The organism is Halopiger thermotolerans (assembly GCF_054654555.1).
The window spans coordinates 210059-225554 of sequence record NZ_BAAIEU010000003.1 but is presented as its reverse complement, the minus strand read 5'-3'; the positions used below and the strand labels follow the sequence as shown (position 1 = coordinate 225554).

Genomic DNA, 15496 nt, shown 5'->3' with positions numbered 1-15496 from the left:
CGTAGGTGTTGGGGATTATACACGCGCGGATGCGTGCCGCGATCGTCGGCCGATGGGGTTCGCTACCCTCGAGCCGTCGCCACGATCCCGAGATCGCACTCGAGATCCTCGAGGCGGTCCGCGGTGGATGCGGAGACGAACCGCGACACCGTCGTGCGGTCGGTGCTCGCGCCGACGAGCGCGAGGTCGTACCGGGGGGCGTGATCGGAGACGAACGCCTCCGGGGAGTCGGTCGCGATCCGCGTTTCGATGCCGCACTCGTCGTCCTGACCCTGTCCGTCGAACGGTTCGACGAGGCGCGCGAGCATCTCGTCGGCGCGCCGTCGGTCCCGGTCGCGCGAGAGGCAGTGGCAGACGCTCACCGTTCCGTCGGCGCCGGCCAGTCGCGTCGCGAAGTCGATCATCGCGTGGGCGAGGTCGCTCTCGCCGCGAACCGGGACCAATACGCGGTTCCACTCGTCCGCCTCCCGCCCGTCGGCCGCCCGGTGGACGAGCACGTCGATGCCACCGTGTATCAGTTCGCGGACGAACGACGAGGGGCCGTCGCTCGTCTCCGACGACTCGTACGGGGCGACGATCAGATCGCAGTCCGCTCGCCGGGCGGCCTCGAGGACGGTCGACGGATCGTCCGGATCCCCCGCGGCCACGACGACCTGACACGGGACGTCCATCGCGGACTCGATGCGACGAGCGTACTCCTCGAGGGATTCGGCGGTTTCGGACCCGAGGCGGTCGGCCGCTCGGTCGCGGGCCTCGGCGTCGGCCGCGCCGTCGGCCACCGCCTCGTCGTCGACCACGTCCAGCAAGACGACCTTGCCGGCGTCGTGTGCGGCGGCCAGGCGCGCGCCGAGGGTCGCGGTCGCGTTCGGGTGATCGCCGCGCATCGGTACGAGGACCGCGTCGTCGGCCGTCGTACTGGCGTACAGCAAGCGAGCGCGCCGCTCGTAGACCCAGCGCCGCCAGCCGACGAACGCGACCGCGACCAGCGACGTCGAAACGAACACGCTGAGGACGTACGCGAGCGCGGCGCCCGTGTGCCCGGGAACGGTCCCCAAGAACGAGACGCTCGAGTCGACGGGGTGGGTCACGAGGACGAGCAGCGCCGTCGAGAACGCCTGCGACTCCTCGAGTCCGAGGACCCACGTGACCGCGCTCGTGAGGAAGATGGCGAACGCGGCGGCGCCGGCGTGGACCTCGAAGGATCCCTGGGGTATGGAACCGCCGGAGGCGTACCGCGCGGCCGTCTCGAGCGCCACCCAGCCGCACAAGGCGCCGACGGTCATGCCGCCGACGAACCGGCGCGGCGACGCGTACTGGCTCTCGGGTTCGGCAAAGAGCGTGTACGTTCCCGAGGCGAGCGGCGGAAACAGGAGAAACGGGAGCGCGTCGACGGCGTTCGACAGCGCCGTCACCGCGGCGATGACCAGCGGCACGAACAGCAGCGCCGAGAGGTGGATCAGGTTCCGCGTCCGTTCGATCCACGCCCGCAGTTCGCGCAGTTCCCGGCGTTCGATACGACGAAGTCGAGACGCGATCGCACCCCAGCGCGACCGGGGCCCCTCGAGCATGTCCGCCCGTACGGACGGCCGAAAAAAGGCGTTTTCCCCGACCGGCGGTCGCTCTCGCTTGCAGCGGATCCAAGGCGTCAGCGGACGACCGATCGAGTATGCCGGAAGCGAGTACGGGGAGGACGGCGACCGACCGATCGACGCGAGCCGACCGCAGGCGCCGATACCGACGATGACCGGCGCACCGACGACCGGCGCCGCCGATCTCGTCGCCGTTCTCGTCCCCGCGTTCGCGCTCGGACTCGCTCTCGTCCATCTCTACGCCGGGCGGTTGCGGTTTCTCGACGCGATTCCACGCAGCCGGTGGCTGTCGCTGGCCGGCGGCGTCTCCGTCGGATACGTCTTCGTCCACGTCCTCCCGGAGGTGGGCGCCGCCGCCGAGGCGATCGACGAGAGCGAAACCGTCCTCGCCGCCGTCGACCACCACATCTACCTCGTCACCCTCGCTGGCTTCGTCGTCTTCTACGGTCTCGAGCGGTTCGTCAGGGAGCGGTCCGGGGCGGAAGCCGACGACGGCTCGCGGTCGGACGGCGGCGAGCGGTCGTCTCGCTCGACGGGCGCCGGCAGCGAGCGACGCGGAAGCGAGTCGAACGGATCCGCGGACCGGGAACCGACGGCCGCTCGGACCTCAGAGTCGTCGCCGAGCGGCGTGTTCTGGCTCCACACGACGTCGTTCGCCGCGTACAACGCCCTCATCGGCTACCTCCTCCTCCACCGCGAGGAGTCGGGCGTCGCGAGCCTGACGCTGTTTTTCGTCGCGATGGCGCTGCATTTCGTCGTGAACGACGCCGGCCTCCGCGACCACCACGGGCGGGTCTACCACCGATACGGTCGGTGGCTCCTCGCGGGCGCCGTGCTCCTCGGGACGGTCGTCGGCTACGCGATGACCGTGAGCGAGTTCACCGTCGCGCTCCTGTTCGCGTTCCTCGCCGGCGGCGTGATCCTCAACGTCGTGAAAGAGGAACTCCCCGAGGAACGACAGAGTCGGTTCTGGGCGTTCGCGGTCGGCGCCGCGGGCTACACCCTGCTGTTGCTCGCCGTCTAGTTCGAGGCGCTGCTCGTCCCGGCCCGCGGTCGCGCGGTCTCGTATCGACTGCGGTACCCCGGCGACGGTGAGCCGGACCCACGCGGCGACGCGATCACGAGCGGCGAACGGTCACCGCTCCCGATCCTCCTCGCCGTCGTCGCCGACCGCGTACTCCGGGATCCACGGCGGCATCGACCGATCCTTCGCCCACCGGAACAGGTGCCGCTTCTCGTTCGCGTAGTAGTAGCGGTACGCCTCGACGTAGTCGTCGGCCGTCCACTCGCCGGTCAGTTGCGGCGGATCGGTCCGGTCCTCCGTGGGCCACTCGAGGTCGCGGACGGCCGGCGTCTCGAGCGAGCGGACGGTTTCCCAGCAGCCGTGTCGCTCCGCGGGGTCGTGGTCCCACCGGTAGCGCCACTCGTCGTGGGCCGCCTCGGTGTAGTCGCGGAGCCGACGCCAGTTCGCGTGCGACCGGGCCGCCCACCGGGTCAGCGGATTGTCGGGGTGGGTGAAGTACAGCGACTCCGACTCGGGATAGCCGTTCAACTGCACCGCGGTCGTGAGCACCATCGAGCACTCGAACACGCTGCTGGTCACGTGCCGGTCGACGAGCCACGTCGCGGTCGTCTCGAGGTCGCGGTCGAGCCAGAACGCGTTGACCATCGTCGGTCGGTTCGGACGCGGGATCAGCGGTACGGTTCGCAGACGCGCCGAATTCCCTCCCGAAGCGAAATTTGCGGCTCCCACCCCGTCGCCTCCCGGAGCTTCGAGTAGTCGGCGCAGGTGTCGTGGACGTAGACGTCCTCCGGAATCGGATTCTCGACGTATTCGGGGTCGACGTCGGCGGCCAGTTCCTCGTTGAGCAACTCGACGACGCGGTTGAACGAGTATCGCTCGCCGGTCCCGACGTTGTAGATGCCGTCCAGTCGGCGGTCGGCCGCTCGAGTCAGCGCGTCGACCACGTCGGAGACGTGCGTGAAGTCCCGCGTCTGGGTGCCGTCGCCGTACAGCTTCGGCGACCGACCGTGGGCGATGTCGTCTGCGAACTGGGCAATCACGTTCGCGTACTCGCCCTTGTGGCCTTCGGCGCCCTCGTACCCCTGGTAGACGGAGAAAAACCGCATTCCGGCTGTCGAGAGGTCGTAGTGGTTCGAGAAGTACTCGGCGTACCGTTCGCGGGCCAGTTTCGACGCCTCGTAGCCCGTGTTCGCGGTCACGTCCATGTCCTCGGGCGACGGCTCGGTCCGGCTGCCGTAGATCGACGACGTGGACGCGTAGACGACGGTCTCGCAGCCGTCCCGTCGCGCTTGCTCGACGACGTTGACGAACCCTTCGACGTTGACCCGCGCACCGCGTGCCGGCTCCTCCTCGTGCATCGCGTACGACGAGAGCGCCGCGAGGTGGAAGATGACGTCGACGTCGGTCGGGAGGTCGTCCTCGAGGACGCTGGCCTCGACGAACTCGACGTCGTCGGAGAGGTTGTCGGCCTCGCCGAGATAACAGTCGTCGACGGCGAGCACCTCGTTTTCCGCGCCGAGTTCGTTCGCGAGGTTCGAGCCGATGAACCCCGCACCGCCGGTGATCAAGATACGTCGCCCGTTCATTCGTTCGCCCGAATCGCGTCCGCGAAGCGCTGGCGTGCCGATTCCTCGTCGGCCGACAGAGAGTAGGCCATACTCGGATCCACTTCGAGCGGCGGCAAATACGTTCGGCGTTGCTATGCAACTCGAGCGCCGCGTTCGACACCCTCGCCGCACCGACGGCGGGCGACAGCGCGACGGTCCACGCAGGGTGAACGGAACAGGCGTACTATTGTAAACCTGAATGTGTCGGCGTCTGATATTGCCCGCCGAGGAACCGCGCACAGACCAGGGCCCGACGCGTGGCCGCCGACCGCTCCGCTCGCAGGAAAGCGGTTGTCGCCGCGCCGGCCGTCCGCCGACGGTAGTCCGGGCTACCGGTCCCGACCGCGGCGACCGACGGCCGCCGAGTCGTCCGCCGCCGATCGGATCGTCCCGACCAGTTCGTCGAACCGCTCCCGTTGCTTCGCCCGCGTGAAGGCGGCCGCGTTCCGTTCGGCGCGGTCCCGAAGCGTCGCCAGCGGCCGCGGGTCGCTGACCAGGCCCTCGAGCAGGCGCCGCAGTTCCGCCTCGGAATCGTAGGTCAGCGTCGAGCCCTCGATCATCGAATCGACGACGAACCCCTCCGGCAGAACGAGCGGCTTGCCGTGTTTCAGCGCGTCGAACAGGACGCCGGTTCCCTTCGTCCGGCTCCGCCGCTCGTCGGGGGCCGGTTCGCGGGTCGTCTCCTCGACGAGGTAGATCGGGTTCAGCAGGACGTCCGAGCGCTCGAGGACGGCGTCGAACTCCTCGGCGGGCACCCAGTCGGTGTCGGGATAGTACGTCACCTGGTACCCCTGCGACTCGAGGTCGCGACAGCGATCGACGATCCGGTCGCCGTAGTCGCCAACGGGTCGGCCGAGAACGTTGAGCTCCAGTGCATCGCCGTGCTCGGGAAAGAGGGACTCGAAGACGTCGAGCACCTGGTCGTAGTCCCGGACGTTCTCGACGACGCGGCCGGAGACCGTCACGGACACCGGCTCCGCGAATCGGCCAGGAGCGCCGTCGTCCGCACCGGCTCGAGAGTCGGCGTCGTCGTCGGCCCCCTCGTAGACGTACGGCGAGAAATCGACGACCGGCCGATCGCCGCCCTGGGCCCGCGTCCACTCCCAGTTCTCCTCGAGGTAGCGCCGGATCGGCGGGTACTCGACGACGTAGCCGTCGTAGTTCTCGAGGATGTACGGCCGCATGTAGTACCGGTGCGGTTTCAGCGACCGCTCCGCCGTCTCGCGATCCTCCGGGACGAGCGCGCGCCGGAGCTCCGGGGTCGCGTCCCGGAGGGTGGTTCTCGCGTCGGTCGCCTCGCGCGTGCTCTCGATGCACGCCCGCGAGTTGTAGAGCCAGCAGACCGACGTGCAGTCTGGATCGAACTCGACGAAATGAGACGTGATGATCCCGCTTCCGAACGGCGTGAGCACCATCAGGAAGTCGAGCGTCTCGGAACAGTACGTCTCGGCGCGGTCGAAGTACGACGCGAGGGATTCGTCCTCTCCCTGTAGCACCCACGAGAACGCGGCGTCCTCGCCCTCGGCCTCGAGGTCGGCGTCCGCCAGCCACCGCTCGTAGAGCTCCTCGCTGGTGAACACGGTGACGTCGTTCGCCTCCGTATCGACGATCCGGCAGAGTTCTCGGAGGTTCTGCGGGTGCCAGGTGAGTTCGAACAGGCCGATCGACGGCGTCCGTGTCTCGGTCTCCGTTTGCGTCGGTTGTGTCCCTCCCATCGTCGATCAGCGCTCGTGCAGCAGCGTCTCGAGGTTCCGTTGCACCGCGTCGCGATCCTTGGCGTCCGTGTACCAGTCGATCGTCCGCCGCAGTCCTTCCTCGAGGTCGTACTCCGGCTCCCAGTCGAGCCGGTCGTTCGCGCGGCTCGTGTCGGCGGCGCGGTGGCGCACGCCGACCGGCTTGTCGGTCAGGTGGTCGATCTCCTCGGGCCGCCAGCCGAGTTCGTCGAAGATCGTCTCGGCGACCTCGTTGATGCTGATGTAGTCCGGCACGCCGGCGTTGACGGCCGAGCCATCGGTGACGTTCTCGGCGGCAAGCCGCAGCGCTCGCGTGACGTCTCGTACGTAGGTGAAGTTGCGCGTCTGTTCGCCGTCGCCCCAGATCCGGAACGGCTCCTGGCGAGCGAACGCCTTGGCGATGAGCGCGACGACCGCGTGGGTCTCGTTCTCCCGCGGGCCGTAGGCGGTGAAGATGCGGACGGCGCTGGCGTCGATCCCGTACTGCTCGTGGAACGCGCGCAGCGACCGTTCGCCCATGAGCTTCGCCCAGCCGTAGGTCTCGTCGGCGTAGGCGCCGCCGCGCTGGTCGAAGTCCACCAGCCCCTCGTGGAGGCGCCGCTGCTCGCGCTGGACGTCGGTCGGGTACACGCACGCGCTCGAGGCGAACGTGATCCGGTCGACGCCGTTCTGTACGGCGGTCTCGAAGACGACGTTGTCCAGCGCCATGTTGGTCGCACAATCGGCCGGGTGCGAGGAGATGTAGCCGCGGCCGCCGTGGTCGGCGGCCAGGTGAAACACCGTCTCGACGTCGGTCGTCGCCTCGTCGGCGACGTCCCACCGCTTCAGATCCCCCTCCACGATCTCGATCTCGTCCGCGACGGACTCGAGGTGATCCATCGAACCGCTCGAGAAGTCATCGGCGACGCGCACGGTCGCGCCCCGTTCGACGAGTTCCTCGGTCAGGTGCGAACCGATGAACGATGCGCCGCCGGTGATCAACACGCGTTCGTTCGCCCAGTCGTCCGGCATCGTGTCGGTGTACAGGAAACAGTCCCAACGGACTATACCCTGATAATGACGGCCCTCGACGCCGAATTTTCCGCGGTCTCGAGCCTGTTATCGCCGCGCCAACTACTAACGGGGCAGGGATGGAGAGCTGTCGGTGATGACGGTATCCGAGCGAGCGGCCCGGCTTCGTCGGGCGCTACCGGGCGACGACCGGACGGCGGCGATCCGGGAGCGAGCGAGCGACCTCGTCCTCGAGGGCGGCCGCGCGCTGCGACGGCGGTGGAACTACGGCACGCCGATCTGGGACCGCGAGTGGGACCTGCTGATCGTGCTGGACGCGTGTCGGTGGGATCTCTTTTGCGAGGTCGCCCCGGCGTTCGAGTTCGTCCCCGACGAGTTCGACTCGGCGTACAGCCCCGCCAGCCACAGCGAGGAGTGGCTCGAGGTTCACACTGAGGCGCGGTACCGGTCGGAACGGCGACGGACCGCGCTCGTCAGCGGCAACATCAACACCTGCTGGAAGGAGCGCTTTCGAGAGGGGTGGGGCTACCTGGACGAGGTCTGGCGACGCGGCTGGGACGACGACGAGGGGACGGTTCCCGCCCGGACCGTCACAGACGCGACGATCGACTACGTTCGCAACCGGGCCGCCGAGACGCCGGCCGAGCGGACCGTCGCGTGGTACTTCCAGCCCCACCGCCCGTTCGTCCCCGTCGACTGGTCCGACGGCTTCGCGTTCGATCGGCTCACCGACCGCGAGCGCGACATCGAACAGCCGAACGAGTTCAAACTGTACCGGGAAGGGGAGATCAGCCGCGAGCGGCTCTGGAACGGCTACGCCGCGAACCTCCGGTACGTCCTCGAGGAGGTCGGCGTGCTGCTCCGGAACGTCAACGCCGACCGGGCGGTGATCACCGCGGACCACGCGAACCTGCTCGGCGAGTGCGGCGTCTACGAACACCCGCGGGATTTCCCCCATCCCGCGCTCCGCCGCGTCCCCTGGGTGTCGGTGACGGCGACCGACGAACGGACCCGAGTTCCGGAGACCGAGACCGAGCGCACCGCGGATACCGACGCCAATGCCGACGCTGACGGTCCGTCCGACACCGAAATCGAATCCCGGCTCCGCGCGCTCGGCTACGCGGAGTGACCGCGTCGCGCTCGCTCACGAGTCGACGCGGTCGCGGCGGGCGTCGGACGCGCTCGAGCCGTCGATTGCGAGTCCCCGACCCGACGGCGTCTCGTCGCATGCTGGGTCAACCCTTTGACGGTGGCCGTGGTCGGGACGTGCAGATGGCTCGAATTGCCGTAGCGCACACCGATCTGACGGCGAAAGGCGGCGGCGAGGGCGTTTGCATGACCGTCCTCGAGACCCTCCAGGCGGACCACGAGGTGCACCTCCTCACCCTGACGCGGCCGGACTTCGGCGAGTTGAACCGCTACTTCAACACGGCCGTCGATCCGTTACCGGTGCGGCGGGCGCAGTTCGCCAAATCGATCCTCGATCTGACGGAGATTCCGCTGTATAACCTGCGTAACGCCTTGCTCAATCGCCACGTCGCGCGCCACCGCGACGAGTACGACCTCGTCGTCAGCACGGACAACGAACTCAGTCCGGAGCCGCCGGCCATCCAGTACATCCACACGCCGCGGTTCGGACGGCTGGTCACCTCGAAACGCGTCGGCGAAGATAGCTTCGTCGACCACCTCTACGATCGGCTGAGCTACCGGATCGGCCGCTACGACGCCGACGAGATCCGCAGGAGTACGCTCCTGACGAACTCCGACTGGATGGCCAACGTCGTCCAGGACGTCTACGGCGTCCGCCCGCAGGTGGTCCACCCGCCGGTCGACACCACCGGGTTCGAGCCGCGACCGTGGAACGACCGCGAGGACGGGTTCGTCACCGTCGGCCGGCTCGCGCGCTACAAGAACGTCGAGGAGACGATCCGCATCGTCGACGGCGTCCGCGACCGGGGCCACGACGTCCACCACCACGTCGTCGGCCCCTCCTACGACCCCGAGTACCGCCGCGAACTCGAGGCGATGACCGCCGCGCGCGACTACGTCACGCTCGAGGGCGAACTGCCCCGGGCGGAGCTCGTCGACCTCCTCTGTACGCACCGCTACGGGCTCCACGGCAAGCGCCACGAGCACTTCGGGATGGCGGTCGCCGAGATGGTCGCGGCCGGCGCGATCCCCTTCGTCCCCGACAACGGCGGCCAGCGCGACATCGTCGACCGCCAGCGCGACCTGCTGTACCGGACGCCCGCCGAGGCCGTCGACAAGATCGACCGCGTGCTCTCGGACCCCGAGCGGCGGCGGGACGTCCGCCTCGAGCCCGACCGCGTCGAGGAGCGGTTCGGTCGCGACCGGTTCCGCGAGGAGATCCGGACGCTCGTCCGAACGGCGCTCGACGGCGACTCGACGGAGCGCCGGCTCGAGCGGCCGACGATCGCGTGATCGGCCGGCGACACGATCGTCGCCGGAAACCGTCACAGCGTTCTTACGGTCCGAGAACTGGACTCGAAGCGAAAGGGTTCGGGAATTCGAACGCGCAGCATTGGGAGGAGCGGATGGGTGTCGACCGATCCGGGCCGACCTCAGTCCGACGGCGGCGACACCTCGACGCGCTTCGCGGTGTCGACGAGATAACTAGCGACCTCGCGGTGGGTGTGCTTCTCGACGAGATGGTCCTCGAGCGTCCGATCGAGTTCCAGCGTTTCCGTGCAGATCGGACACTCGACCGGCGGTTCGAATGCCATGTCCGCACTGTCCGCCGGGTCGAAGGAAAACGATACAGCATGCACGTGCCGATCGGTACCGTCTCCGGCGCGATGCGGCCGCGCCGGTAATCGACGCTTATCGGCCCTCGCTTCGAGGGCCGTCTCGCGGCCTGCAACCCGCGACCCGTGCTAATACCGGGACGGGCTATTTCGGGTCGGCCGTGGTCCGACCGATATGGCCCTTCGAACCGCCGTCATCGGGGCTGGCATCGTCTCGCAGAACAACCACCTCCCGGCGCTCGAGCGAAACCCCCGAACCGACCTCGTCGCCGTCTGCGACCTCGACCGCGACGCCGCGCGGGAGGCCGCGGCTGAGTACGACTGCGACTCGTACGTCGACCCCGACCGCCTCCTCGAGACGGCCAATCTGGACTGGGTACACGTCGCGACGCCGGTTCAGACCCACGCCGACCTGGCGCGGCGAGCCGTCGACGCGGGCGTCCCGGTCCTCGTCCAGAAGCCCGCGGCGACGACGGTCGCGGAACTCGAGGAGCTTCGGACGGCGGCCGACGAGGCCGGCGTCCCCGTCTCGGTCGTCCACAACTGGCTCTACTATCCGACGATCCGCGACGTCCGGCGCCGCATCGCGGCGGGCGAGATCGGCGACGTCCGCGCCGTCGAGGTGACGGTCGCCGGCGAGGGCTCGCCGGACGAAACCTACCGCGGCGACTGGGTGCTCGACCTCCCCGGCGGCGACCTCGAGGAGGGGCTGCCCCATCCGTTCTACCTGGCGCTCGGCATCGGCGGCTTCCCGCGGTCGCCGGCCGCGATCGACGTCCGGACGCGCACGGCCGACGAGTACGCGGACGAGGTCGCCTACGACGGCGTCTCGGTCCAGTACGCGACCGAGAGCGACGCGCTCTGTTCGATCACGGTGCTGAGCGGCTCCGCACGGGACAACCGCGTGCGCGTCTACGGGTCCGAGGGGTCCCTCCACGTCGATATCCCGACGATGACCGTCGACGTCCACGACGCCGAGTCGGGGCCCTACCACTTCCAGAACGAGCGCACCCGCCGCCACATAGAGAAGCTCCGAACGACGCTCGCCGGCGCCGGTCGCGAGGCCGCCCGCTACGCCAAATCGCGCCTCGAGGACGACCTCGGAACCCACACCGAGGAGAGCCAGGACGGCCACTACTACCTGATCAACGAGGGCGCGAAGGCGCTCGAGCAGGGCGTGCAACCGCCCGTCTCCCCCGCGGTGAGCCGCTGGACGCTCGAGCTCGTCGAACGGACGCGCGAGGCTGCGGGCGCGGACCGCGAGGCCGTTCCCGGTACTCCCTCGAGCGCGGCTACCGACGGCGGCGGCCGATTCTGAGATCCGCGTGCGGGCTCGAGCTGCGACGGTCAGCCGATCCCGATCCCGACCGGTCGGTCGGGATCGTTCGAGCGCGATCGCGATCGGTCGAGTAATACCGTTTTACCGGCGGTAACACCTACTTTTTCGCCGCGACAGTCCTGACTTCCGGGCGAGCGGCCGTGCCATGCGATGACGTCGCTCGGCTGACGGTGACCGGAAGACTCTCAATGAGGACCCGCCGATTCGGGTCCATGCTACGCGGACGTATCGACGGATTACCGAACCTCGACGCAGCGTATCCTCCAATTAATGACGAACGCAGGTGACGTCTCGTTCGGCCTCGAGACGCTGAAGGGCGTCTCGGCGAAGCTGGCGATGTACGGCTTCGGGTTCATCGCGACGGCGTACTTCGCCCGCGAACTCGGCCCAGAGGCGTTCGGCGGCTTCTTCCTCCTGCTCTCGGTCGTCCAGTTCGCGAACCGCATTCCCCACGGGATCGGCGGCGCGTGTCAGAAGCGCCTCGCGGAGACCGACACGTCGAACGCGGAACTGCTCGGGCTCGCGCTGGCGGGGTCGCTGACGACCGCGCTCGTCGCCGCCGTCCTCGCCGTCGCCGGCCGGGCGCAACTGGCGTCGTACACCGGCGTTCCGAACGCGGCGCCGCTCGCGATCGCCCTTTTCGTCGCCATCTCGCTGTTCCTCCCGCTGCAGTTCCTGCTGGCCGGGAAGGGGAAGTTCGGCGTCACGAACTGGATCGACTTCGCCCGTGAAGTGATCAAGACCGTCCTCCAGTTCGGCCTCGTGGCGCTCGGCTTCGGCGTGACCGGGATGACCGTCGGCTTCATCGTCGCGACGGTGTGCTGTCTGCCGATCATCCTGTACTACCTCGGCGTCCGGCCGTCGCTCCCCTCGCGGGAGACGGTCGTCTACGTCTGGGACTACGCGAAGTACAACGTCCCGTCGAACGTCGTCGGCAAGGCCTACACTCGGTTCGACGTCTTCCTGCTTGGCGCGATCGGCCTCACGGCCGGCGTCGGCTACTACGAGGTCGCGCTCTCGCTGACCGGCCTCGCGACGCTGATCTCGGGCGTCGTGATGGACGGGCTCATCAGCAAGGCCAGCAACCTCTCGAGTCGCGGGCGGTCGATCCGCGAGTCGGTGACGGCGACGATCTCCTACACGAGCGTCATCGCGATTCCGATGCTCGTGCTGGTCGCGTTCCACGGCGAGGCCATCGTGCGGTCGGTCTACGGTTCCGACTACCTCGCCGCCGTTCCCTTCCTGCTCGGAATCGCGGTCTACCGCGTCGTCCAGACCCAGCGCGAGCCGCTGGACAGCGCGGTGAAGGGGATGGGACGACCGGACGCCGTCTTCCGGATCTCGACGATCACGGTCGCGGTGAACTTCGTGCTCGGCGTGGCGCTCGTGGTGACCGTCGGCGCGATCGGCGTCGTCGTCGCGACGATCGTCGCGGAGACGGTCCGCTGTCTGCTCCTCCACCGAGCGCTGCGGCAAAACGACGCCGCCGTGCCGCTCCTCCCGGCGCCGCTCCGCGCGCAGTTGCGGGGCGCGGTCGCGATGGCCGCGGTCATGGCCCCTCTCGCGGTGCTCCCGCCGAACGCGGTCGCCCACCAGCTCGTCGTCACCGGCGCGATCGGCGTCGCGACGTACCTGGCGGCGATCCTCGCGCAGGACGCGGTCGCCCGGCGGACCCTCCTCGACGTCGGCCGCGCCGTTCGAACCGCGGTGTCCGACGAGTCGGAGCGGCGGTCGACCTCCTGAGGGGTCGCCGTTGAGCACCGCCGCGTCCGCTCGACTGCCGTCCTACTCCGCGAGCCCGAGCGTCGCCTCGAGGTCGGCCGCGACGTCATCGATCGCGTAGCGGTCGGCGATCCGCTCGCGGGCGTTCGCCCCGAGGCGCCGCCGTTCGGCCGGATCGCGCAGCAGGCGGACCGTCGCGTCGACGAACGCGTCCCAGTCGTCGGCGACCAGAAGGTCCTCGCCCGGAACGGCGTCGACGCCCTCGAACCCCGCTCGCGTGGTCACGACCGGCGCGCCCCAGGCCATCGACTCGAGGATCTTGAGCCGGACGCCACCGCCCACGCGCAGCGGCGCGATCACCGCCGCGGCCGCTTGGACGAACGACTCGAGGTCGTCGACTTCGCCGCGGAAGGTCACGCCGGGGCGGTCCCCGAGCGCTCGAACCTCGTCGGTCGCGTCGCGCCCGGCGAGTGCGAGTTCGGCGTCGGGATGGCGCTCGCGGATCCGCGGGAAGACGCGGCGCGCGAAGACGAGCGCGGCGTCCTCGTTGGGGAACCAGACGTAGGAGCCGAAGAAGGCGAGGTGGTTCTCGCCGTCGGCGCGTCCGTTATTATCGGCGCCGTCACCGTCTCCGTCGCCGCCATCGCCGTCGCCGTCCGCCTCGAGCGGCGGCGCGTACGACGACAGATCGAGCCCGACGCGCTCGCGGGAGACGGGCCCGACCCCCGCCTCCTGCAGTCGCCGCCGGTCTTCCTCGCCGAGGACGATCGTCAGGTCCGACGCGCGGTAGGTGGCCAGTTCCTCGCGTCGGAGGCGGGGGATCTCGAGGCGCAGTTCGGCGCGCGTCTCGGGGTCGTCCGCGTACTCGTAGTGGCGCTCGTGGGCGGCGTACTCGACGACGTGCGCGTTCGTGACCAGTCCCGCGCCGGCCTCGCGCGCTGCCCGTCGAACCGCTTCGTCGCGGAAGACCTGCCCGATGTAGGGGTGCTGGGCGACGACGACGTCCGGCTCGAGGGCGGCGATCCGGCGCGGGACAGCCTCGCGGAAGGCCGGCGAGTCGAACATGGTCATCACGTCCGAGCGCCCCAGCGCCGCCCGCGTCACCTTGCGGGCCGTCGGCGGCAGCCGCGACTCGTCGCCGGGAACACGCACGATCGACGCGCAGTGCTCGCGCAGCGTCGCCACGTCCGCCGCCGACTCGCTCGAGCGCTGGGTCAGGAGGTGGACCTCGTGACCGCGCTCGGCGAGTCCGCGGACGTAGCCGTAGGTGACGATGCGATCGCCCGCGTTCGGCGGGTACGGGAGTTCGCGCGTCAAAAAGAGGACCGTGCTCATACGTCCCCGGTGGACTCGACGGACCGTCCGCTGTCGCCCGGTTCCTCGCTCCGGCGGCCGCTCTCGCTCGCCCCCGTGACGTGCTCGCCGTACAGCGCGAGCAACTCGTCGGCGTGGGTTCCGAGGTCGGTCGGCTCCTCAACGCCAGCCCGAAGCCGCCGGACCAGGTCGGGATCGGTCGCGAGATGCCTGAGCGCCGCCGCCAGCGCGTCGGCGTCCCCGACGGGAACGGTGAGCCCGTCCGCGCCGTTGTCGACCAGTTCGGCCATCCCGCCGCGGTCGCCGGTCACGACGGGGACGCCGGCGGCGAACGCCTCCTGGATCACGAGCGGGCTGTTCTCGAGCCAGATCGACGGCAGGACGAAGACGTCGAATTCGGGGAAGACGTCGGCGGCGTCGTCGTACCGGCCGTGGAACCGAACGCGGTCGCGATCGGCGGCCCGGTCCCGGAGCCGCGCGTGGTACGGCTCCTCGTCCGGCTCGAACCGCCCGTGGACGTGCACCTCGAGGTCGGCGTCCGGGAGCCGCTCGAGCGCCGCGAGCAGCAGGTGGACGCCCTTCGACTCGGCGATCCGGCCGGCGTAGCCGACGTGAAGCGGCTCGTCGGGCTCGAACGTCGCCCGGCGAAAGCGGCCGGTCCGGATCCCGTTGCGGCGGTGGACGATCCGCTCCGGATCGGTCCCGTACTCGACGAAGACGTCCCGCAGGAACCGCGAGGGGGACACGAGGCGGTCGCAGTCCGCGAGCGCCCGGCGGAGGCGCCGCGTCCGCCGGGCGACGGGTTCGGCGACGGCGGCCTCGAGCCCGGCGCGCTCGCCGGCGAGGCGCTCGAGGCGTGATTCGTCGGACTCGGAATCGTCTGAGGCCGGCGCGAGGGCTCGAGCGACGACCCCGGCGTAGCAGCCGATACACTTCTCGACGGACGACGGCCCCGAACAGCGGGTGCCGTCCGGCCGCCGGAGTTGCTCGCGGTGACAGAGCGTCCAGAAGTCGTGTAAGGTGGCGACGCAGGGGATCCCCCGTTCGGCGCAGCGGGACGGAATCGACGCGGAGAGGCCCTTGAAGTGCTGGAGGTGGACGAGATCGGGCTCGCGGGCCTCGAGCAGGGCCGTGACCGCGGCGTCGATCGCGGGACTGACGACGCCGCCGGCGTCGTCGAAGGCGATGCCGTCGTCGGTGCCGTCGCTCGGCCGCGGATCCGGGAGTTCGACGACCGTCGCGCCGTCGACGGTCGCGGTCGCGCCCCGCGGCGCGGCCACGGTGACCTCGTGTCCGCGGGCGGCCAGCGCCTCGGCCAGGCGCACGGTGTAGAGTTCGGTCCCGCCGGTGGTGGCCGGCGGCAGCGCGTGCGCGGCGAGTAGCACGTGCATG

The 15496-nt window shown here is 69.7% G+C and carries 13 protein-coding genes; 5 read left to right on the top strand and 8 right to left on the bottom strand.

Annotation, left to right across the window (positions count from 1 at the left end):
* Positions 1-62: 62 nt before the first annotated feature.
* Positions 63-1568 (bottom strand): HPP family protein, encoded by a 1506-nt coding sequence (locus ACYQ26_RS06295; protein WP_459808010.1) that lies wholly within the window; start codon positions 1566-1568, stop codon positions 63-65.
* A gap of 172 nt (positions 1569-1740) precedes the next feature.
* Here ACYQ26_RS06295 and ACYQ26_RS06290 point away from each other — a divergent pair, with 172 nt between their 5' ends.
* Positions 1741-2613 carry a ZIP family transporter gene (locus tag ACYQ26_RS06290; RefSeq protein ID WP_459808288.1) on the top strand — a complete coding sequence of 291 codons (873 nt, stop codon included), beginning with the start codon at positions 1741-1743 and terminating at the stop codon, positions 2611-2613.
* Between the two features lie 111 nt (positions 2614-2724).
* On the opposite strand, the gene ACYQ26_RS06285 is transcribed toward ACYQ26_RS06290, so the two are convergent.
* From ACYQ26_RS06285 to ACYQ26_RS06270, 4 genes are all read right to left on the bottom strand, one after another.
* Entirely contained in the window at positions 2725-3258 is a 534-nt protein-coding gene (locus tag ACYQ26_RS06285; RefSeq protein WP_459808009.1) for a hypothetical protein, read from the bottom strand.
* A 23-nt stretch (positions 3259-3281) separates the two neighbouring features.
* Positions 3282-4199: an NAD-dependent epimerase/dehydratase family protein gene (locus ACYQ26_RS06280; RefSeq protein ID WP_459808008.1), complete on the bottom strand. Its 918-nt coding sequence runs from the start codon at positions 4197-4199 to the stop codon at positions 3282-3284.
* A 350-nt stretch (positions 4200-4549) separates the two neighbouring features.
* Positions 4550-5935, bottom strand: coding sequence for a glycosyltransferase family protein (locus tag ACYQ26_RS06275; RefSeq protein ID WP_459808007.1), 1386 nt, complete (start codon positions 5933-5935; stop codon positions 4550-4552).
* A 6-nt stretch (positions 5936-5941) separates the two neighbouring features.
* Positions 5942-6964, bottom strand: a complete 1023-nt coding sequence (locus ACYQ26_RS06270; protein ID WP_459808006.1) for an NAD-dependent epimerase/dehydratase family protein — start codon at positions 6962-6964, stop codon at positions 5942-5944.
* A 136-nt stretch (positions 6965-7100) separates the two neighbouring features.
* Between ACYQ26_RS06270 and ACYQ26_RS06265 the strand changes: the two genes are divergently transcribed.
* Both ACYQ26_RS06265 and ACYQ26_RS06260 read left to right on the top strand, forming a co-directional pair.
* The gene (locus tag ACYQ26_RS06265; protein WP_459808005.1) at positions 7101-8093 is read left to right on the top strand and encodes an alkaline phosphatase family protein; all 993 of its coding nucleotides are present in this window, start codon (positions 7101-7103) and stop codon (positions 8091-8093) included.
* Positions 8094-8236: 143 nt separating this feature from the next.
* A complete protein-coding gene (locus ACYQ26_RS06260; RefSeq protein ID WP_459808004.1) occupies positions 8237-9406 on the top strand; it encodes a glycosyltransferase family 4 protein in 1170 nt (389 codons plus the stop codon).
* Between the two features lie 140 nt (positions 9407-9546).
* On the opposite strand, the gene ACYQ26_RS06255 is transcribed toward ACYQ26_RS06260, so the two are convergent.
* Positions 9547-9708 carry a hypothetical protein gene (locus ACYQ26_RS06255; protein ID WP_459808003.1) on the bottom strand — a complete coding sequence of 54 codons (162 nt, stop codon included), beginning with the start codon at positions 9706-9708 and terminating at the stop codon, positions 9547-9549.
* A 196-nt stretch (positions 9709-9904) separates the two neighbouring features.
* Here ACYQ26_RS06255 and ACYQ26_RS06250 point away from each other — a divergent pair, with 196 nt between their 5' ends.
* Together ACYQ26_RS06250 and ACYQ26_RS06245 are read left to right on the top strand one after the other, a co-directional pair.
* On the top strand, positions 9905-11047 hold the full coding sequence (locus ACYQ26_RS06250) for a Gfo/Idh/MocA family protein (protein WP_459808002.1): 1143 nt from the start codon (positions 9905-9907) through the stop codon (positions 11045-11047).
* 291 nt (positions 11048-11338) lie between these two features.
* Positions 11339-12811, top strand: coding sequence for an oligosaccharide flippase family protein (locus ACYQ26_RS06245; protein ID WP_459808001.1), 1473 nt, complete (start codon positions 11339-11341; stop codon positions 12809-12811).
* A gap of 42 nt (positions 12812-12853) precedes the next feature.
* Here the strand turns inward: ACYQ26_RS06245 and ACYQ26_RS06240 are convergent, their stop codons facing one another.
* Both ACYQ26_RS06240 and ACYQ26_RS06235 read right to left on the bottom strand, forming a co-directional pair.
* The gene (locus ACYQ26_RS06240; protein ID WP_459808000.1) at positions 12854-14125 is read right to left on the bottom strand and encodes a glycosyltransferase family 4 protein; all 1272 of its coding nucleotides are present in this window, start codon (positions 14123-14125) and stop codon (positions 12854-12856) included.
* Positions 14122-15495, bottom strand: coding sequence for a glycosyltransferase family 4 protein (locus tag ACYQ26_RS06235; protein WP_459807999.1), 1374 nt, complete (start codon positions 15493-15495; stop codon positions 14122-14124). Before ACYQ26_RS06235 ends, ACYQ26_RS06240 begins: the two co-directional genes overlap by 4 nt.
* Position 15496: the final 1 nt, after the last annotated feature.